This is a genomic window from Pyxidicoccus sp. MSG2, assembly GCF_026626705.1.
GTDB lineage: Bacteria > Myxococcota > Myxococcia > Myxococcales > Myxococcaceae > Myxococcus.
The window spans coordinates 11,728,122-11,743,301 of record NZ_JAPNKC010000001.1; the positions used below are offsets into that span (position 1 = coordinate 11,728,122).

At 68.2% G+C, this 15,180-nt stretch carries 7 protein-coding genes; 3 read left to right on the forward strand and 4 right to left on the reverse strand.

The genetic code is table 11. The features are described from left to right. Positions 1-9 precede the first annotated feature (9 nt). A complete protein-coding gene (locus OV427_RS45085; protein WP_267862423.1) occupies positions 10-7,923 on the forward strand; it encodes a LamG-like jellyroll fold domain-containing protein in 7,914 nt (2,637 codons plus the stop codon). 34 nt (positions 7,924-7,957) lie between these two features. Here the strand turns inward: OV427_RS45085 and OV427_RS45090 are convergent, their stop codons facing one another. Continuing rightward, the gene (locus OV427_RS45090) at positions 7,958-8,485 is read right to left on the reverse strand and encodes a hypothetical protein (protein ID WP_267862424.1); all 528 of its coding nucleotides are present in this window, start codon (positions 8,483-8,485) and stop codon (positions 7,958-7,960) included. A gap of 152 nt (positions 8,486-8,637) precedes the next feature. Here OV427_RS45090 and OV427_RS45095 point away from each other — a divergent pair, with 152 nt between their 5' ends. Both OV427_RS45095 and OV427_RS45100 read left to right on the forward strand, forming a co-directional pair. Then, positions 8,638-10,239: an SAM-dependent methyltransferase gene (locus OV427_RS45095; RefSeq protein WP_267862425.1), complete on the forward strand. Its 1,602-nt coding sequence runs from the start codon at positions 8,638-8,640 to the stop codon at positions 10,237-10,239. An 89-nt stretch (positions 10,240-10,328) separates the two neighbouring features. Beyond that, positions 10,329-11,135, forward strand: coding sequence for a siderophore-interacting protein (locus OV427_RS45100; RefSeq protein ID WP_267862426.1), 807 nt, complete (start codon positions 10,329-10,331; stop codon positions 11,133-11,135). Positions 11,136-11,180: 45 nt separating this feature from the next. On the opposite strand, the gene mxcL is transcribed toward OV427_RS45100, so the two are convergent. The 3 genes from mxcL to OV427_RS45115 form a co-directional block, all read right to left on the reverse strand. Continuing rightward, a complete protein-coding gene (gene mxcL, locus OV427_RS45105; protein WP_267862427.1) occupies positions 11,181-12,467 on the reverse strand; it encodes a myxochelin B biosynthesis transaminase MxcL in 1,287 nt (428 codons plus the stop codon). 104 nt (positions 12,468-12,571) lie between these two features. Next, on the reverse strand, positions 12,572-13,795 hold the full coding sequence (gene mxcK / locus OV427_RS45110; RefSeq protein ID WP_267862428.1) for a myxochelin export MFS transporter MxcK: 1,224 nt from the start codon (positions 13,793-13,795) through the stop codon (positions 12,572-12,574). A gap of 118 nt (positions 13,796-13,913) precedes the next feature. Continuing rightward, entirely contained in the window at positions 13,914-15,149 is a 1,236-nt protein-coding gene (locus OV427_RS45115) for a hypothetical protein (RefSeq protein ID WP_267862429.1), read from the reverse strand. Between the last annotated feature and the right edge of the window lie 31 nt (positions 15,150-15,180).

Here is a 15,180-nt window from a genome sequence, read left to right on the forward strand (position 1 = left end):
AGGAACGTCATGTCCTTCGCCTACCTCCTCCAGCAGTTTGACGCCATCGGTCCGATGGGGCCTCGCGCCCCCATCACCATCGACCAGGGCTTCACGGGCTCGGCCGAGCTGTCGGCCATGTTCCTGTCCGTGCTCGGTACGGAATCGCTCACGCTCAACGTCGTCACCGCGCAGACGTCCCGCTCCGAGGACCATCTCGAGCTCGTCGGCACGGCGTCCCTCCTTGGCATGACGGATGCCCAGGTGACGTTCCTGGCCCGCGAGCTCGGGGGAGAGCTCTTCGTCACGCTGGACGTCCTGCTCCCCGGCGGCTTCTCCTTCTCCAGCGTCCTCCCCTTGCTGCCGGACCAGGTGACTGCGCGAGTGGATGCGCTCAGCGGGGACAAGATCACAGAGCCCCATTTCCTGAACCGGCTCAGCCTGGGGACCGGCCATCTGCTCTTCTCGAGCCGCGCCTACGTTGACGAGAAGAGCTCCAACCCGCTCGTGCCGGGACTCAACTTCGCGGGAGAGCTCTACTTCATGGGCCTGCTCTTCCCCGCGAAGTTCCTCCTGAAGAAGGATGGGCCCGTCCAGCTCACGGGCCCTCTCAATGAGTTCCGACCGGAAGCCGACCCCATGGAGTTCCTCGGGGTCCGGCTCTCCGCGCCGCTGGCGCTCGGCTTCGACAGCCTGGGGCCTCTCTCCGTCAAGCAGGCTCGGCTCTTCCTGAAGTCTGGTTTCGACGCGCACCATCGTGACTATGTGGTCAGTGCCACGCAGGACCCGGGCGTCTACGTTCTCATCGACGCGGAGCTCGGGGGGCGCCCCGTCCAGCTCGTTGGCGCATACGATGTCCTCGACACCCCGACGACCGTCGACATCCAAGGACGGTTCACGGACTTCGGCATCTCGGGCTTCGCGAGCCTCTCCCAAACGGTCGGTGTCGACGGCTTCGAGCAGACGCTGCCCGAGGAGTTCCCCACGGACGCGGGGCTCTCCATCACCGAGCTCGGCGTGTCCTTCGACTACGTCACCTATGCCATTTCCAGGCTCGTCCTGGGAGTCGGCGCCCGGGTGGATTGGGAGATTCTTCCGGACGTCATGACGTTGAAGGAGGTGGGGCTCACCTTCACCATCTCCGAGCCCTTCAGCCGCGCCCGGACCATCATTCCCACGCTCACGGGCCTGCTGGCCTTCAAGAAGTTCAGCTTGGCGGCCTTCGCGGAGTACCCCACCTGGCGCTTCGGCGCGGGCCTGCCCGTCGGGGAGACGCTCCCGCTCGGCGACGTCATCGAGTCCTTCCTGCCGGGCGAGACGGAGCTGCCGCCTCTCACCATCCAGCAGCTCCTGCTCCAGGCCTCGCCCAGGGAGAAGAAGGTGTACCTGAGCGCGACGCTCCAGGACCTTCTCTCCATTCCCGTCGGTGCCACGGCCTTCGAGGTGGCCGGCTTCAACCTCGTCGTCGACCATGACAAGGCCCGGGGCGGCGCCAATGCCGTGGTCTCGGCGCGACTGCGGATGGCGGAGACCACCGTCATCCTGAGCGGAGAGGTCCGCCAGGGCCTCATCCTTTCCGGCTCCCTCCAGGGCTTCGAGCTCAAGAAGTTCTGGTCCCTCGTCTCGGGCGGCGAGTCGCTCCCAGAGGAGGTGCCCGACATCGTCTTCGAGACGCTCAGCTTCCGCGTCGACACGAAGACGCGCGCGTTCTCGGTGCTCGGCAACGCGGTGGTGGATTGGGACCAGCTCACCGAAAAGGGCTCTCTCCGGACCGCCGTGGAGTTCTCCCTGACGCGCGAGGTCTCCGGCAGTCCGGGCGCCACGGTCTCCGCGTTCCGCGCGAACCTGAGCCTCCAGGGCGAGGGGCCGGTGCCCGTCGCCGAGGGACTGTCGCTCGGGAGGTTCAACCTCCTGTTCAGCTACCAGACGGGCACGAGCTGGCAGCTCTCCGGCGGCGTGAGCGCGAACCTCTTCGACACGGTGCTCGACCTCCAGGCGGGCTACGAGTCCACCCAGGGCATCCAGAAGATGAAGCTCCGCGCGATGGCGTCGCCGGAGCTGACGCTCATCGACCTGAAGGGCGTGGGGTCCTACTCGTTCAAGCAGTTCGACCTCCTGCTCGACCGCCGAAGCCTCGACGGCGGCAAGAAGACGACGTACTTCGACCTCCGCCTGGCCTCGACGTTGGAGATGGATTCCCTCTTCAAGCTCGGCGGCTACCTGAGCATCAGCAACACCGCCGAGGGCAGGAAGGCGCTCGTCTTCAGGCCGAACCCGGGCTCGACGGCGTTCCAGCTCGACTTCCCGACAGGGGAGGGACTCGGCTTCCGCGGTGAGCTGTTCGAGGTGGGCGTCGTCAAGGAGTCCGCGAGCGCGGGGTGGAGCTTCACGGGGACGACCACCCTGGGCTTCACTGGTATCTCCAGCGGTCTCGCCCAGGTGCTCCCCACCAAGGTCACCGCGAAGCTCGTCGCCGGCAAGACGGCGGCCAGCCTCTCGGCGGTGAATGTCTCCGGCCCCATCGACTTCGCGCTGCCCAGGGCCAACGGCAAGGACCTCGGCAAGGTGGTCATCCAGCTCACCGAGCTGGGCATCTCCATCAAGCCGCAGCTCGGGCTGGTGCTGGAGGCCGGGCTCGGGCTTCCGGCGGAGCTCAACACGTACCTCGGCGCGCAGCTGTTCCGCGTCTACCAGCCGGGCAATCCGCTCACCCTGGCTCGCACCCGGTTCACCATCTCGGGAACCGGCGTTGCCATGCAGGTGCTCAGCTCACCATTCACCGGAGCCAACGCCGTCGTCGTCAACAACGAGGCCTGGTACGACGTCGACTTCGGGAAGTACGGCGCCATCAGCTTCAAGATGCCGACGTTCGTCTACGACGGCATCACGCAGTACTTCGAGGCCGGCGGCGGGGTGAAGGTGACGCGGCCGCTCGCGCTGCCCCTCGCGCCACTCAAGCTCTTCCTGGAGGCCTGCGGGGCGAAGGGAATGGCGGACATCTTCCCGGACGCGATTCCCATCGAGGCGCTCGACCTGGTCGACAAGAACAACGACCTGAAGATCGACGAGCTCGTCACCTTCCTGAAGAAGGCCGGCGGCGTCCCCAACGAGGTCGTCTCCGCGCTGAAGCAGGCCGGCAAGGTGCTCAACCGCTTCCCGGACGGGTTCAAGCAGTACCTCCAGCTCGAAGTGCCGGAGCAGATCGAGTTCAAGTTCGGCTTCTCACCGGCGGGCCGCATCAGCCTCGGGCTGCTGGCGCCGAAGACGCCGGTGCGCGTCCTCTTCCCGTCCGTGGTGCAGAGCTACGTGCCCATGCCCGGGCTCGTCGGCATCGAGGTGCGGAAGTTCTCCGTGGGCACGCTCCTGTCCGGCTCGCTGTTCTACGGCGAGGTCGACGCGCTCATCGACCAGTTCGACCTCCCGTCGCTCGCCGTCTCGCTGATGCTGCCCCGCAGCGACAGCTTCCCGCTGCCCACGTCGGACCAGCTCCAGCGGCGCATCATCCTGGACGACGTGTTCTGCATCATCCCCGTCTCGCAGGGCCTGCCCGTTCCGCTCCCGGTCTTCTACGACGAGCTCGGGTTCCAGTACCTGGGCATCGAAGGCCTGGGCCTCCAGGCGCACGTCGGCTTCTCGAAGCCGAAGCTCGACGGGGCCGCGGCCATGGCCGTGTTCCAGGCCTTCAATCAGTTCTTCAACGACCGCAAGGCGCTGTTGGATCCGAACACGGCGCCGGGAGGCGTGGACCTCGCGTTCAAGTTCCACGACGAGTTCCTCCAGGCGCCCGAGTACCTCGGCAACGGCCTGCTCGGGACGAAGGGCAAGACGGTCACCGTCGGCGCGTGGAAGTACATCGCGTCGCTGATGAACTTCGGGAAGACGTTCTCCATCAACGACTGCATCGGCTCGATTCCCATCGAGAACCGCGTCGGCAGCGCGGAGTACCGCTTCGCCTTCATGAAGTTCGACGCGGACTGGCTGCTCACCACGCCGGCCGAGTTCCGCAAGGGCGGCTTTCAGCGGCTGAAGCTCAGCGAGAGCGACCGCGACGACTTCATGACCGTCCTGCCCTCGGTGTCGAGCACCTCGGGCCAGGGGCAGACGGGCAACGAGGAGGGGCTCGTCGCGTTCGTGCGCGGGCAGGCGGACCTCGAGTTCATCCGCATGGAGGCGGCCTTCGGACTCGCCGCGTCCGGCTCCATGGGCTTCAACACGGGGTTCAAGGTCGACGGGAAGATTGGCGTCACCGAGCTGGAGCTCTCCGGCGCGGTCATGGTGAACGCGCCGCTGGCCACGGATGTCCCGGCCGCTCCTGTGCTGCAGGCAGCCACGCCCCCCCAGCAGGCAACCCCGGCACCCCAGGCCCTGTCCTTCAACGGGAAGGACACCCGCATCGAGATTCCCGCGTCCGACACCCTCGTCCTGCCCGAGTACACCGTCGAGCTGTGGATGCGGTCGGCGAAGGACCAGTCCTCGGAGTGGGCCGACGTCTTCGGGGTCGACACGCGGAAGGGCGGGCTCTGGCGGAACAGCTTCCTGGCCCTCAACGCAAACTCCAGCTTCTACCACCACCGGTTCACGGACGCGGGTGGTGGCAACTCGGGCGCGCCGAACACGGCCAACGGCACCGTCACCTGGGGCCAGTGGCAGCACGTGGCGATTACGAACGACGGTGTCACCGCGAAGACCTATGTCGACGGCAAGGAGCTCGCGAGCGGGCCGGTGAACGGGGCGCTCGTCATGTTCAAGGACACCGTCTGGGTCAGCAAGGTGTCGAACCAGGGGCTCCCCTGGAAGGGAGACCTCGCGGAGATTCGCATCTGGAAGCGCGCCCGGAGTGCCGCGGAGCTCGCGGGCAGCATGTCCGAGCGCCTGGACGCCGGCACCCAGGACCTCGTGTCCCTGTACCGCTTCGACACGGACACAGGCTCACGGGCCATCGACCTCTGCGGCAGGAACCACGGCACCATCACCAACGCCCGCTTCATCCCGTGTGACCTGCTGTCGCTGCGTGGCCTCGTGTTCGACGGGAAGGACGACTACGTCGAGGCGCAGGACTCGGCGAGTCTCCGCCTTGGCACGTACACGGCCGAGGTCTGGTTCAAGCCGAAGCAGGCCACGCAGGAGTGGACGGGCCTTTTCGGGAAGAAGGGCCGCAACTACGCCATCTACCTCCACCAGCAGGGCTTCGTTCATCACCGGTTCCACTCCGCCGCCGGCACGAACGATGGTGCTCCCAACACGCCTCCTGGTGTCGTCGTGTGGAACCAGTGGAACCACGTGGCCATCACCAACGACGGCAAGACGGCGCGCACCTACGTCAATGGCGTGAAGCAGGCCGAGGGACCTGTCACGGGCGCCCTCGTCATCGACAACGAGCGGGTGTCGTTCGGCCGCAACCCGGACGCGACGAGCAACCAGTACTTCGCGGGCGAGATCTCCGAGGTCCGACTCTGGTCTCGCATCCGGTCTCCCGAGGAACTCACGGGGAACATGCGCCGGCGGCTCGGCGCGACGGAGCAGGGCCTCGTCAGCCTGTGGCGCTTCTCCGAGGCGACCGGCAACACCCTCGTCGATGCCTGCGCGCGGAACCCGGGCCGCATCGAGATGCAGGCGGCCGCGGAGCCCGCGAAGCTGCGTCACGACGGCCTCGTTCTCAACGGGAAGAGTGACTCCGCGCTCATTGCATCCACGGACAAGTTCAAGACGGGCCAGTACACCATCGAGGCGTGGGTCCGTCCCGACAAGGACCCGGCGGGCTCGTGGCAGTGCGTCTGGGGCGGCAGCGGGAAGGCCCCCAAGCTCTATGTGAGCAACAACGGCATCGTCTCCCATCGCTATACGGCGCTCGTCACGGCCACGGAGGAGCGGGCCTGCGTCCTCAACACTCCGGTGAATGCGCTGCGGTTCGGAGAGTGGAATCACCTCGCCATCACGAATGACGGGACGACGTGCGCCGTCTTCGTCAACGGAGCCCTCGGCGCCCAGGAGAAGATGCCGGGCAAGCTCGTCTCCGAGGCCGCCTCGGTCAACGTGGGCCGCAGCGGGGACGCCAGCGCGCAGGCCTGGTTCCGCGGCGGCATCGACGACCTGCGGTACTGGTCCGTGGCCCGGACGCCCGCGCAGATCTCGGACGGCATGAACCTTCCCGTGACGGGGAAGGAGGCCGGTCTGGTGGCCTGGTACAACATGGACCACACCGCCGGCACGCAGCTCGTCGACCTCGGGCCGAACAAGCTCCTTGGCGTGGTGAATGGCGGCCAGTGGGCGCTCGCGGCCTCTCCCGCGACGCAGGGCCGGGCAGCCATCCAGCTTCAGGGTCACACGCAGCTCACGGTTGCGGGCCGACAGGCCATGCGCGGCGACCTGAAGCTTGTCGATGACCAGTTCTGGTTCAGCGGGCAGCTCGACCTCTTCCCCAAGGACTGGCCCCTCAAGGTGACGGGCAACGTCGAAGGGATGGTGAGCAGGCAGCGCTTCTACGTGCAGGGCGAGACGCGCAACGAGCTCTTCGGCTTCCTCCTCTCGCAGTCCCGCGTGTTCCTGTCCAACGACCAGCTCCGGCTGGAGGGGCGCTGGCTCGGGTCGTACATGTTGCTCGACGTCTCGTGGGACAAGAGCGATCCGATCTTCAAGGGCTCCGTCGGATTCAAGGCGTCCCCCCGGCTGGACTTCGGCGCCGTCCGCATCGGCGGGGTGAAGGTCGCGACCAACGTCAGTCTCTCCATCGACCTGCTGTTGGATGTGTCCGTCGTCATCTCGCGGAAGGGTTTCTCCGGAGACCTCACCGCGAAGTTCAAGATCAACGGCAAGGGATTTGAGCTGCGCCTGGGAATCGACATCCCGCCAGCGGACTTCGAGCAGCTCATCAACTGGGTCAAGCAGCGGATCATCGACGCGCCGGAGAAGTACCTCGAGCACCTCTTCTCGGACGCGGTGACGTGGCTCAAGAACGTGGGCAGTGGCGCCATCGAGTTCGCGAAGGACTCCGGTGAGGCCATCGGGAAGGCTCTGAACTCCGCCTACAAGGTCTCCAAGGAGAACGCGGCGAAGTTGATGAAGGGGGCCAACTACGCCGCCGACCAGGTCGGCGCGGCCTTGAGCAGGGGATACAAGGCGACCGCGCAGGAGGCCGCTGCCGCCTTGAAGAGCGCCGACTATGCGGTGGACCAGGTGGGCAGTGCGCTCAAGTCGGCCTACGGCACCAGCGCGGAGGAAGCCTCGAAGTTGCTCAGGGGCGCGGGCTACGCGGCGGACCAGGTGGGCAATGCGCTCAAGTCGGCCTACGGCACCAGCGCGGAAGAGGCCGCAAGGCTGCTCAAGGGGGCGGGTTACGCCGCGGATCAGGTCGGCAATGCGCTCAAGTCCGCGTATGGCACCAGCGCAGAGGCGGCAGCGAAGCTACTCAATGGCGCCGGGTACGCAGCGGACCAGGTCGGCAACGCACTCAAGTCCGCGTATGGCACCAGCGCGGAAGAGGCCGCGAAGCTGCTCAAGGGGGCGGGCTACGCCGTGGACCAGGTGGGGGGCGCCCTCAAGTCCGCGTACGGAACCAGCGCGAACGAGGCGGCCAGACTGCTCAAGAACGCCGGCTACGCGGCGGACCAGGTGGGCAACGCGCTCAAGTCGGCCTACGGCACCAGTGCGGAGGAGGCCGCGAAGCTGCTCAAGGGCGTGGGTTATGCCGCGGACCAGGTCGGCAATGCCCTGAAGGCGGGCTGGAACAGCTCGGCCGACGCCACCAGCAAGGCACTCAAGGCCGCTGGGTACGGAGTGAACGAGGTCGGCAACTATCTCAAGAGTGGATACAACCTGGGCGCCGACGCACTCTCGAGCGCGCTCAAGGGCGCCGGCTACGCCACGGACGAGATCAACAAGCTCTTCAAGAATCTCGGCGGTGAGTTCTCCAAGGCCGCGAGCAAGCTCGACCCAACGAAGTGGTGACCCCTCGCGTCCTCTCGTCGCACGGACCTGCTTCTCAGGTGAGCAGGCCGCGCGGTGGCGGCTCGGTGGGTTCACGCGCGAACTCGGCGAGCACGATGGCGAGACGCCATGGCCCTTCCGTCGCGGCGGAGTAGCCGAGCACGGCGTGTGGCAGTTCGCCGGAGAGACGGCAGGCGCGGCCCGGCCTCGGCGTGACGAGTAGGCCCTGGTGGCGCTCGACGGTTTCTCGCGCACCTTCGCGCGACACGGGGCCGGAGGCCTCGAAGGCGCCGCGCGGAAACACGGCCAGCTCGCCGCCAATCGCGGCGGAGGGAAAGTCCAGGTACACCATGGTGGTCCAGCGCGGCGGTGCGGAGCCGAAGCCGTCGTCGCCCAGCCAGCGGCGGTCGACGTGGGGACGGAGCAGGAAGCGGTCCGGCGCGGTGGGCGGAGTTTCATTGACGGCGAGCACGTAGAGGGAGTCCGCGTCGCCAGCGAAGCGTGTGAACAGCCCGGCCAGCTCCGGCAGTTCGGCCCGGAGCCACGCGTGGCCGGCCGGGCCTCCGCTCAGCTCCAGCAGCAAGCCACGGGTCCTCGGGTCGCTCTGTGGTACGGGGTGCGCGCCCAGCCGAGGCCGCAGCGCCCGAGCGAGCGCGGCAGGCTCGGCGATTGCGCCGTCATCGACAACCATCGGGAGCATGGTGCGCGGGTCGGGGATTCGGGGACACTAACAGCATGCGGGCATGGACGGCGCAGTGGCTGCTCGGGCAGCTCGGTGCGGAGCTCGGCGGACGCGATGGGGTGGATCTCGAGTTCTCGCTCCGCCTGACGCAGGGCCGCGTCGATGCGGAGGGCCGCTTCTGCTGCTGGTTGGCGGGAGGCGCCCCGCTGGCGTTCGCGCCCATGGCGCGCGTGTTGGAGCGCCTGGAAGCTCCCGAGCCCGTCCGCGCCGCTCAGAGCGAGGCCGTGCTTCCCGTCCGCCAGGGACTCGCCGTGGCCTTCACCGACGGTGTCCCCGAGCTCCGGCTGTACCTGCACGGCCGCGACCCGGCGACCCTGGCTGACAACTACGGGGCCTGGCGTTGGCGGCCGGGCGGCGAGGCCCGACGCTCGCGCTACTTCTTCCACTACCTGCCGGAGACGCCTTCGGGTCTACACCCGTCCGCGCTGGTACACGACGCGCTTCGCCCGGCCTTCGAGCGGCTGTTGCAAGACGAGCGGCTCCAACAGGGCTCGGGCTTCTGGCTGCGCGAGGGGAGCGACGGCGCGGTGGAGCAGGTCGACCTGGCGTTCCCCTGGTGCCCCAACGCGGGAACGTTGGAGGGGCTGCTTGAGCTGGCCAGCGTGCTTGGAGTCCCGGCGCGGGAGGACTCGCGGTGGCATGAGCTGCCCATTCGGCATGTCGCGGTGCGGGTGGGGGAGGGGCCTCCGCAGGTGACGCTGTACGCCTCGGCGTCGCTGGAGGGGGAATGGCCGGGCAGTGAGGCCGAGCTCCAGTCCCGTGTCCGCCAGGGGGCCCTCGTGTTCCACCGGGACGTCGAGGAGTCGGTGTTTCAACGGCTGCCTCCGGTGTCTCGCGCCAGCCCAGAGCCGATCGACCTCGATGCGTTCTATGGCGGCGACGTGAAGACCTGGCGGGCCGTGCTCGGGCCGGAGATGCACTACCACGCCGGATTGTTCGACATGCCCGGGCTCGAGGCGAGCGATGCGGCGATGGACGAGGCGCTGCGCCGCGCGGTGGTCGAGCTGTACCCGTTCATTCCGGCGGGTGGCCGAGTCTATGACGTCGGGTGTGGCTGGGGCGGGCCGCTGGCGATGTGGATTCGCGGGCTCGGGTGCCGGAGTCTCGGCCTCACCATCAGCCGGACCCAGTTCCGGTACGTGGCCGGACTGGGCCTGCCGGTCCGCTGGGGCGATGCCGAGCAGACCCTGCCACCCGGCCACTTCGACTGCGCCATCCTGCTCGAATCCCTGAGCCACATCCGGGACAAGGACCGGCTGCTGCGAGTCCTTCGGGTGTTCGCGGACCGCCTCGTGATGCGCGTCAACTGTCAGGACGGCTCACCGCCGGGCTCGGCGTTCGGTGGCACGATGCACATGGTCAGCTCGGGGCGACTGCGCGAGCTGCTGGAGGGCGCCGGCTGGCGAATCCGGCACTGGCGAGACCGCCGCCGCGAGGCCCTGCCTTCCGTGGCCGTGTGGCACCGCCGCCTCCGGTCCGTGCCGGTGGGCGAGGATTCACACCTGGAGACACTCCGTGCGTGGTGCGAACGGGTGATGACCGCACCCGAAGCGTGGGCGGAGCACAATCCGCTCATCGAGGTCGTGGCCGATTGAAAGTGTAGCTGCTCTCTGACTTGAGTGATAATGAGAAGCAGTATCATCTTCAAGTGCTTCAGGATTCTCACAGCACACAGGAGCAGGTCGTGGCAGAGCGAGTCTTTCGTCGAGGTCCCTTCCCGGTGAAGTTCCGGCTCCTCCAGGTCCGCCGGGTCCGCCGGGTCACGCCTCACATGGTCCGTGTCACGCTCGGCGGAGAGGACCTCGTGGGCTTCCACAGCGACAGCGCCGACGACCATGTGAAGCTGCTCATCCCCAATCCGGGAGAGCTCAAGCCCGTCCTGCCGACCATGGGCCCGCACGGCGTCGTCTTCCCGGAGGGGGTCAAGCGGCCCGCGACGCGCGACTACACGCCCCGGCGTCATGACCCCGTCGCGGGTGAGCTGGACCTCGACTTCGTGCTGCACGGCTCCGGGCCCGGCTCCACCTGGGCCTCCCGGGCGAAGGAGGGAGACTTCATCGGCGTCGCGGGCCCTCGGGGCTCGCTCATGGTCGCCGACGACTTCGACTGGTACCTCTTCGCGGGAGACCCGAGCGGGCTGCCGTCCATCAGCCGCAGGTTGGAGGAGCTTCCCGCCAGCGCCCGCGCCATCGTCTTCCTCGAAGTCGGCGATGCCTCCGAGGAGATTCCGCTCAACACCCGCGCCCGGATGGAGCTGACCTGGTTTCACCGCAACGGCGCGGCGCCGGGGACCACCCACCTCCTGGAGCAGGCCATCCGCGAGTTGCCGCTCCCACCGGGGGACGGCTTCGTCTGGGCGGCGGGCGAGGCCATCTCGATGCGGAACATCCGGGAGTTCCTGGTCAACGAGCGCGGCCTGAACAAGAGCTGGGTGCGCGTGATTGGCTACTGGAAGCGCGGCACCGCCGACCACGAAGAGCCCCACGACTGAACGACGGCCGGGAGCGCGATGCCCCCGGCCACCGTGTCATTCCGCTCAGGCCGCGCTGGCGGCCGGGGCGGGCGCGAGCAGGGACTGCATCACCTCTCCCGCCATCTCAATCGTGTACTCGATCTGCTCCGGCGTGTGCGCCGCGCAGATGAAGTTGACGTCACGGCGCAGCAGCACGCCCCGGCGGGCCATGCCGGCCTGGAAGGGCTGCATCCGCTTCGCGTGCTCCGGGGGGTTCTTGTCGAAGAGGAAGAGCGGAATCGCGTCGTAGCCCACCACGCGCAGCGGTGAGCCGAGCTTCTCCGCTCGCTCGTTGATGCCGGTGCGCAACCGCCGGCCCAGGGTGGCGATGTGATCGACGTAGTTGCTCTCCCGGTAGCCCTTGAGCACGGACTCACACACCACCAGCGACAGCAGCTCGCCGCCGAACGTGGTCGACACCTGCAGGTCGCCCAGCTTGCTCAGGTGTCGCTCCGGCCCGGCAATCGCCGACAAGGGCATGCCCGCCGCGATGCTCTTCGACAGACACACGAAGTCCGCCTGCACTCCGAAGAACTCCTGGGCGCCTCCTCGCGCGAGGCGGAACCCGGTGACCACCTCGTCCAGCACCAGCAGCACGCCATGGGCGGTGCAGGCGGCGCGCACGGCCTGGAGGAACTCCCGGCTCAGCACGCGGTTGTAGGGCACGGAGAGGAGCACCAGGGCGAGCTCCTTCGCGTTCTGCTCGATGCTGGTCAGCAGGGCCGCCTCGTCCGGCGGGGTGAAGAGCGGCATCCGCAGGGTGAGGCCGGCCAGCGCGGCGGGCACGCCCGGTGTGTCGAACATGAAGTGGTCGTGCCAGCCATTGTAGCCCACCGTGATGATGCGCTCCTTGCCGGTGATGTAGCGCGCCAGCCGCACCGCGGCGGACGTCGCATCCGCGCCCGTCTTGAAGAAGCGCACCTGCTCCGCGCCGGGAATCATGTCCACCAGCACCTGCGCGGCGCTGACCTCCACCGGCGTGGGCAGCGAGTGGAGGATGCCTTCCTCCAGGTGCTTGCGGATGGGCTCCACCACGTGCGGATGGTTGTGGCCCAGCATGTTGGCGCCCAGGCCGGTGATGAAGTCGATGAACTGCTGACCATCGATGTCCTCCACCAGCGCGCCCTGGCCCTTCGTCACGAAGACGGGGAAGGCGCCGGGGGCGAACATCTCGGGCCGCTTCATCAGTGACTGGGTGAGGCCGGGCACCAGCCGCTTCGCTTCGGCCAGCAGGCGATTGGAGCCCTCGAGCTTGAGGTCTCCCATGATGGGGCGGGGGAGTGATGGGTGGTTTCTCAGGGCGGGGTCCATGAGTCTTCCTTTGTGGTTGTGACTGCGAGGCATGAACAGGCAATGAGGCGCCGTTCAGGGCGCCGGGGGCGTCCTGTCGGGGAGAAGCAGGAAGGGGGACGTGCTCAGGTCGCCGCGGCGGTCGCGGGAATGGCGCTACGTCCAAACGTCCAGAGAATGCACAACGACAAGGCCGTCACTCCCACCGCCATCCATCCCACCTGGCCAAAGCCCACCAACGCGCCCTGGGGCGCCGTCGCAATCCACAGTCCGCTCGCCCAGGCGGAGAGGCCGGACGCGGCGTCGCTCGCCGCCATGTTGACCGCGAGGTAGCGGCCGCGCAGCGCGGGCGGGACTCGCGCGGTGACCAGCGCGATGGTTGGGATGGCCCGGCTGGAGGTCATCGCCATGAAGAAGATGAAGACCCCCATCACCACCGGAAGTGGCGAGGGCGTCAGGTGGGTGAACATCAGGTGGGGCACCACTGTCGCCACCAGCAGCGCTCCGAGAACGCGCGCGGGGCCGAGGCGGTCCGAGAGCTGGCCCACCAGGCGCGCGCTGAACAGCGTCGCCACGCCTCCGACCAGGTACACCCAGGACAGGTCCTCGAGGCGCAGGCCCAGGTTGCCGACCATGTACGCGCCCAGGTACGGAATCAGCAGGAAGCTGGAGAACACCACGCTGAAGGTGAGCAGCCAGCCCAGGGCGAGTCCGGGGGCCGCGAGGGGCGCCAGTGGATTGCGGCGCTCACCCATGGCGGGCCCCGCGAGGTGCTGGCGTACCGAGGGCAGGCGCCACAGCAGGCACAGCCACACGCAGGCCGCGAGCGCGCCGATGCACCAGAAGGGCCCGCGCCAGCTCAGGTGGCTGGCAATGCCCAGCCCCAGCGGCACGCCCGCCACCGCGGACAGGCCGAGCGAGGCCATCACCGTCCCGATGGCCCGCCCCCGGCGCTCCGCCGGCACCAGGTCGCCGATGATGGCCATGACTCCGGCGCCCATCAGTCCCGCGCAGGCGCCCGCGAGCATCCTCGCCACCAGCAGCTCAGTGGGGCTTCGCGCCGCGCCACAGGCCAGCGTCGCGATGATGAAGACGCCGTAGAGCGTGAGCAGCGCCCGCTTCCGGTCGAAGCGGTCCAACCAGAACAGGCCCGACACCCCCATCACCGCGGACGCCAGAGTGTAGGCGGAGACCAGCGCCCCGAACCGGGCGGTCGAGATGTCGAACACCCGCATGAGCTCGGGCCCCAGGGGCATCACGAGCATGAAGTCCATGAGGTGGGTGAACTGCACGGCGGCCAGCAGCCAGAGCAGCTGACGTTCCTGCCTCGGCGTGATGGGAGCACTCATGGGAAGTTCCTGACGGGGGTGGTGGAGCAGGAGCAGCGGCTCTCGAAGCCGTCATCGAGCGAGTCGCTGGCGCCTTGCACGTCGGCGTTCAGCTGCTCGATGACGGCCCGTGCCGCCTCTAGCGGATCTGGAGGAAGGAGAAGACGAGGCCCTGCGTGCTCATGGCCACCGTGCCGTTCTGGCTCGACAGGTCACGCAGGTTCGTCTGGCTCGAGCTGTTGGTGAACTCGGTGAAGAGCGCCCGGTTGTCCGCGACGTTGAAGATGAAGGAGCTACCGGTGCTGGCCGGAAGTCCCGCCACCTTCGTGGCGGTCAGCGTGTCGAACTTGAGCTGCCACCACGCCCAGGCCTGGGCGCTCGCCACCGCGCGGGGGGCCGCGTCCGGGGTGACGGTGTAGACGCTCTCGTCGAGGACGCGCAGGTACGCCGTCCCGGAGGGGCCGGGGAGCAGCGAGCCGGTGGCCGCGCCGCCCGTGAACGAGCTCAGCTCCCGGTGGAAGGTGCCGTCGAAGGTCTGCGTCGCCGGGTCGAACTTCAGCAGGCAGGGCTTGGGCGTCTCGCCGCCAACGACGCGGTACACCGCCGTGCCAAAGGCCTCGGTCGCCAGATACACCTTGCCGTCCGGAGCGAGGACGCCATCGCGCACGTAGGCGCAGCGGTCGTCGGTCACCAGCTTCACCGCGTCCGTCTTCGTGTCGACCACGATGACTCCGGCCAGCTTGACGAGGCTGGTCGGGCCCGTGCGCCAGCCCACGGGCATGAGGACCAGGTCCCCGCTGCGCACCGGGTGCGTGGCGAAGGTCGTCGTCGCGCCCTGGATGGACAGGTTCGCGACGGGCACCGCGTTGGTCAGCGTCATGTCGGAGGGGTTCCAGACGATGACCTGCGAGGTGCGGCCGTCGAAGTAGTAGGCCTTGGTGCTGGAGACGAACTGGAACTGGTTCTGGTACTCGCCAATGGTGGCGACGCCCTTGCCCGCGAAGCTCACGGTGGCCTTCTGCTCCAGGGTCCCGCTGCTGTTCAGGTCATAGCGGGTGACGTTGGCGCCCTCGCTGCTGCTGATGTACAGCGTGCCCGACTTCGCCACCCCGGAGCCGAGCGCGCGGCCGGGAACCTCGATGGCCTTCTCCAGCGACAGCGGCGTGGTGTGGTCCACCGTGTCCGTGACGATGATGTAGCTCTGCGACTCGTTGTCGGCGGACACCTGCGCGACGACGGCGTACAGCGGCTTCGTCTCCGGTTGCTCGTCCGGCGGGTCGACCGGGTCCTTGTCGTCGCCACAGGCGGCGAGCAGCGAGAGGGCGAGGGCCGCCGCCGTCAGGCGGGCGATGCGGAAGGGCGAGGCTGGCTTCATTCGGGAGTTTCCTTTCCAGGTTTGGGGACTG

Bases quoted from the DNA above. Each gene is read 5' to 3' on its own strand.
- OV427_RS45085 (WP_267862423.1), top strand. From the start codon at position 10: ATGTCCTTCGCCTACCTCCTCCAGCAGTTTGACGCCATCGGTCCGATG.
- OV427_RS45095 (WP_267862425.1), top strand. From the start codon at position 8,638: ATGCGGGCATGGACGGCGCAGTGGCTGCTCGGGCAGCTCGGTGCGGAG.
- mxcL (WP_267862427.1), bottom strand. From the start codon at position 12,467: ATGGACCCCGCCCTGAGAAACCACCCATCACTCCCCCGCCCCATCATG.
- mxcK (WP_267862428.1), bottom strand. From the start codon at position 13,795: ATGAGTGCTCCCATCACGCCGAGGCAGGAACGTCAGCTGCTCTGGCTG.
- OV427_RS45115 (WP_267862429.1), bottom strand. From the start codon at position 15,149: ATGAAGCCAGCCTCGCCCTTCCGCATCGCCCGCCTGACGGCGGCGGCC.